6 protein-coding genes are annotated in these 4,579 nt (G+C 69.3%); 4 read left to right on the forward strand and 2 right to left on the reverse strand.

The window, feature by feature from the left end; all coding sequences use genetic code 11:
- Both WEB06_11255 and WEB06_11260 read left to right on the forward strand, forming a co-directional pair.
- A partial coding sequence (locus tag WEB06_11255; protein ID MEX2556197.1) for a CoA transferase occupies positions 1 to 598 on the forward strand: 598 nt, incomplete at its 5' end.
- A gap of 50 nt (positions 599 to 648) precedes the next feature.
- Positions 649 to 1,326 (forward strand): hypothetical protein, encoded by a 678-nt coding sequence (locus tag WEB06_11260; protein MEX2556198.1) that lies wholly within the window; start codon positions 649 to 651, stop codon positions 1,324 to 1,326.
- On the opposite strand, the gene WEB06_11265 is transcribed toward WEB06_11260, so the two are convergent.
- Positions 1,323 to 2,291: an MBL fold metallo-hydrolase gene (locus WEB06_11265; GenBank protein ID MEX2556199.1), complete on the reverse strand. Its 969-nt coding sequence runs from the start codon at positions 2,289 to 2,291 to the stop codon at positions 1,323 to 1,325. The genes WEB06_11260 and WEB06_11265 overlap by 4 nt on opposite strands.
- Positions 2,292 to 2,301: 10 nt before the next feature.
- The gene (locus WEB06_11270; protein MEX2556200.1) at positions 2,302 to 2,514 is read right to left on the reverse strand and encodes a dodecin family protein; all 213 of its coding nucleotides are present in this window, start codon (positions 2,512 to 2,514) and stop codon (positions 2,302 to 2,304) included.
- Between the two features lie 126 nt (positions 2,515 to 2,640).
- Here WEB06_11270 and WEB06_11275 point away from each other — a divergent pair, with 126 nt between their 5' ends.
- Complete coding sequence (locus tag WEB06_11275) at positions 2,641 to 3,582, forward strand: TIGR03560 family F420-dependent LLM class oxidoreductase (protein ID MEX2556201.1); 942 nt, start codon at positions 2,641 to 2,643, stop codon at positions 3,580 to 3,582.
- Between the two features lie 3 nt (positions 3,583 to 3,585).
- On the forward strand, positions 3,586 to 4,497 hold the full coding sequence (locus tag WEB06_11280) for an EamA family transporter (protein ID MEX2556202.1): 912 nt from the start codon (positions 3,586 to 3,588) through the stop codon (positions 4,495 to 4,497).
- The last annotated feature ends 82 nt before the right edge of the window (positions 4,498 to 4,579 follow it).

Below are 4,579 nucleotides of genomic sequence, written 5' to 3' on the forward strand. Positions count from 1 at the left end.
CGACGTGTCGCTGTTCGAGTCGGTCCTGTCGTGGATGGGGTACTTCCCCCATTTCCAATGGCACACGGGCACGGTGCCGGCGCGGTCGGGGATGCGGCACCAGTCGATCATCCCGTACGGGCCGTTCAAGGCCCGCGACGGCCGCTACGTGAACATCGCGATCACGAGCGAAGGGCACTGGCGGCTGTTCTGCGAGCGGGTCGTGGGCAAACCCGAGTGGCTCGCCGACGAACGGTTCGCCTCGATCGTGACGCGCTACCAGTACAAGGACGAGGTCGAAACGGCCGTCGAGGAAGTCATCGCGACCGAGGACGCGCAGACGTGGTTCGACCGGCTCGGTGCGGCGGGGCTTCCCTACGGCGAGCTGCGCGACATCGCCGGGGTCGTCGAGCATCCCCAAGCGATCGCGCGCGGCATGTTCGTGCAAGCCGGCTCGGAAGTGGGGGAGCTGCCGATCGTTCGGTTCCCGCTCGCGGGAGCGAAGGAACGGCGGATCCCGGCCATCGGCGAGCACTCCGAGGAGATCCTGGCCGAGGCCGGCTTCACCGCCGAAGAGATCGAACGGCTGCGCGCCGACGGGACCGTCGCGCAGGCCTAGATCTCCGCGGAACTGCGTACCAGGCCCGCCCGCGCTAGCATCCCGGCGGGATGCTCGAGGGGGTCAGGGACGTGAACTGGGCGTCCCTTCAGCACGCCTTCGGCTCGGCGGGCGATGTGCCCGACAACCTCAGGGCGCTCGTCTCGGGTGACGCCCGCGCCGCCCGGGTAGCGCTCCAGGAACTGGGCACCTCGCTCCTCCATCAAGGCTCGATCTACGAGGCGACGGCGGCCGCCGTCCCATTCCTGGCCGAGATCGCGCTGGAGCCCTCCATCCCCGAGCGGATCCGTGTCCAGGTGCTCGTGATGCTGGCTGCGGCCGCCAACCCGTACTTCTTCGGCGATGTGGAGCGAGCGTGTCGGGACGCCGTCTCTCGTGCGCTGCCGCAACTCGAAAGATTGCTCGAAGAGCAGACCATCGTCGGTCTCGCCGCCGCGGAGGTGTTCGGGATGGTTCCGGCGTCGCAGCGGCCGGCTCCGGCGCCGTTGCTCCGGCTACGAGACGCCGTGCCGGGTGGATCCTTGCGGATTGCGCTCGATATCGCGATCGCGCGGATCGAAGGCGAAGACGCGCAGCCGTACGTCGAAGCGCTCTCGATGATCGACCTGACGTTCCGCGGGCGGCGCGAGGTCTGGGAGGATGCGACGAGCGACCAGATCGAGCGCTCGGCGATCGACCTGGTTCTGGAAAGTGCGATCTCGGAGGAACTGCGTCGGTCGCGCCGTTAGGCCCGGCGCCAGCGGATCAGCTCGCCGTCCTGCTCCTGCTTGATCAGGCCCTCGGCCTCTGCCAGAACCAGATGCGAGAGCGTCTCGAAGAAGGCGGCGAACCAGTGGAATCCCGGGAGGTCGTTCCCGAAGATCTCCGGGACGACCTCGGCCGCCGTCTTCGCTTCCTTCCCGAGCGCGTCGACCGTCGCTTTGAGGCGGAACTCATGGTGCGCGACGATGCGCGACACGTGTGATGCCGGATCGAGGAACGGCTCGCCGTGCGCCGGCAGGCCGAGCCGGTACCCGCCCTCTCCGATCCGCTTGAGCGAGTCGAGGAAGTTGCCGAGCGGATTCTCGTCGCCGCCGGGGAAGTACCCGACGTGCGGGGTGATCTTCGGCAGGATGTGATCGCCGGTGAGCACGATCCCTTCGTCGCCGAGCGAGAAGCAGCAGTGGCCCGGCGAGTGGCCGGGCGTGTGGACGACGCGCATGCGCCGGTCGCCGAGCTCGAAGATCTGATCGTCTGTCAGGTAGGCGTCGGGCGCCGCCGGGGCGTACTCGGGCGCGCCGAGGATCGGCGGGCCGCCGATGCCTTCGAGCTTCGGCCCGCCGTGCCAGAGGAAGAAGTCGCGCATGTTCGGGCCGCCGCCCATGCCGGCGAAGATCATCTCGATGTCGCGGCGGTGGATCATCACCTTCGCGCCGGATCGCTCGCGGATCGGCCGGCTCATCCCGTAGTGGTCGGGGTGATGGTGGGTGATGAGCACGGAGTCGATCTCCTCGAGCGGCACCCCGGCCTCGGCGAGCCCGGCGTCGAGCGCCTGCACGGCCTCGTCGGTCGTCATGCCGGTGTCGACCAGCACCCACGGCTCGCCGCCGACCAGATAGGCGTTGCAGAACCCGAGGTGCTCGCCGCCGGGGATGGCCGGCAGCGGGATCGGGATCCGCCAGAGGTTCGGCGCGAGCTCTTGCGCTGGTCTCACGTGATCCCTCTCAGCCGTGGATCTCGTCGCGGATCTCGAACGTGACCTCGAGGTCCACGATCCAGTGCGAGACGCGGTTCTCCGCGATCTCCAGGCGAAGGTCTTTCACGTGCGCGCGGCGGAGCCCGCGCAGCGTGACGCCGGCGCGGGCGATCGCGAGTTCGATCGCCTCTTCGACGCCGTTCGGCGACGTTCCGGTGAGCAGGACCGTCTTCTCGACCATGGCTCTCTCCTCGTGTGGCCTCGGGCGGCGGTCCCATGAGGCTACCGGCGTGAGGCGGGCCCGGCGAGCCGGGACCGGAACGGGGTAGCCTCCTGCTCGGATCCGACCGAACGAACGGAGCGAACGATGCGAGTCTGCCTGATGGTCGAAGGTCAAGAAGGCGTCACGTGGGATCAGTGGGTCGCGCTGGCGCTCGCCGCGGAGGAGGCGGGGCTCGACGCGCTGTTCCGGTCCGACCATTACCTGTCGTTCGCGAAGCCGCGGGAGCGGGTTGTGCTCGACGCCTGGACGACGCTCGCCGGGCTCGCGGCGGTGACGCAGCGGATCCGGCTCGGGACGCTGGTCTCGCCGGCGACGTTCCGTCATCCGTCGAATCTCGCGAAGGCCGTGGTCACTGCGGATCACATCTCGAACGGCCGGGTCGAGCTCGGGCTCGGGGCCGGCTGGAACGAGGCGGAGCACCGCGCCTACGGGTTCCCGTTCCCGCCGACGGCAGTGCGGATGGAGATGTTCGCCGAGCAGGCCGAGATCATCCATCGCTCGTGGAACCGGGGGCCGTTCGACTTCGCCGGCAAGCACTACACGATCGAGGGCCTCGACGCGCTGCCGAAGCCGGCGCATCTGCCACACCCGAACTTCCTCGTCGGCGGCCAGGCGGGGCCGAAGAGCCTGGCGGTCGCGGCGCGATGGGCCGACGAGTACAACACGATCTTCGCGCCACCCGAGGAGTGCGCCCGGCGGCACGAGCGCGTACTGGCGGCGTGGGAGCACGCGCATCGCGAGGCCCCGGTTTTCTCCCTCATGACCGGATGTGTGGTCGGCGCCGACCGTTCCGACCTGGAGCAGCGGGCGAGGATGCTGATGGAGCGCGCGGGGGATCCCGGCGACGCGGCGGCGTGGATCGCCGCTCTGCCTGCCACGATCATCTCCGGCACGGTCGAGGAGGCGGCGGAGAAGTTGCGGACCTTTGAGGGCGCCGGCGTGAGCCGCGTGATGATGCAGATGCAGGCGCACGACGACGTCGAGATGGTGCACGTCCTCGGCCGGGTCGCGCAGCTGGTGGCGTAGGGCGTGGACCGGCTCGGCTTCCTGGCCGTTTCGGGCGCGGCCGTCCTCTGGGCGTTCGGAGGCACGTACGCGCGGAAGCTGATCGACCGCGGCGCATCGCCGCTCGAGATCACCGAGGCCCGCGCGTGGATCGCGTTCCTCGCGCTGGGCGCGTGGACGCTCTGGCGCGGGCGGGTGCGCGGGAAGCGGGAAACGAGCGAGTCCGTCTCGACGTGGATCGTTGTGCTGTTCGGGCTGTCTCTCGCGGCGGCGAATTACTTCTATTACTCTGCGGTCGCCACCTTGCCGGTCGCGGTGGCGATCGTGATCCAGTACACGGCGCCGGGCCTCGTGGTGCTCTGGCTCGGGGTGGTGGCGAAGAAACGGCCCTCACGACGTGTCGTGGCGGCTCTGGCGGCGGCGTTCGTGGGGGTTGCCCTTCTGTCCGAGCTACCCGATGCGCTGTCGGGCGGCAGCACCTCACTCGCGCCGCGGGGCGTCGCCGCCGCGATCGCATCGGCGTTCGCGTTCGCCGCGTACATCCTGACCGGCGAGTACGTCGAGCGATCGGCAGGGCCGGTCGGGTCGCTCGTCCGCGGGTTCGGGATCGCGAGCGTGCTGTGGATCGTGATCCAGGCGACGCGCGGCCGCCCCGACACGCTGCTCGATACGTCGCTGCTTCCGGGCGTGCTGGTCCTCGCCGTCGTCGCGACGATCATCCCGTTCTCGCTATTCCTGTGGGGTTTGGCGCGGATCGGGCCCTCACGCGCCGGGATCGTCTCGACACTCGAGCCGCTGTCGGCGGCGATCCTCGCCTACTTCTGGCTCGATCAAGCGCTAGGCGGCCTGCAGATCGCCGGTGCGGCGCTGGTCGTTGTTGGGATAGCCGTCGTCCAAGCGGAGCGCACCGAAACCGCGGCCGTTCCGGTCGACTGAGGCGTTCTGGTATCGGATCAGCGCCACATAGAGCCTGTCGCACAATCACCGGCCTCGTGGACTTCTGACCAACTTGCCTCAT

The sequence above is a fragment of the Actinomycetota bacterium genome (assembly GCA_040905475.1).
In the GTDB taxonomy this organism is placed as follows: Bacteria; Actinomycetota; AC-67; order AC-67; family AC-67; genus DATFGK01.

Coding starts and splice junctions, on each gene's coding strand:
- WEB06_11260 (MEX2556198.1), top strand. CDS start 649: ATGCTCGAGGGGGTCAGGGACGTGAACTGGGCGTCCCTTCAGCACGCC.
- WEB06_11270 (MEX2556200.1), bottom strand. CDS start 2,514: ATGGTCGAGAAGACGGTCCTGCTCACCGGAACGTCGCCGAACGGCGTC.
- WEB06_11275 (MEX2556201.1), top strand. CDS start 2,641: ATGCGAGTCTGCCTGATGGTCGAAGGTCAAGAAGGCGTCACGTGGGAT.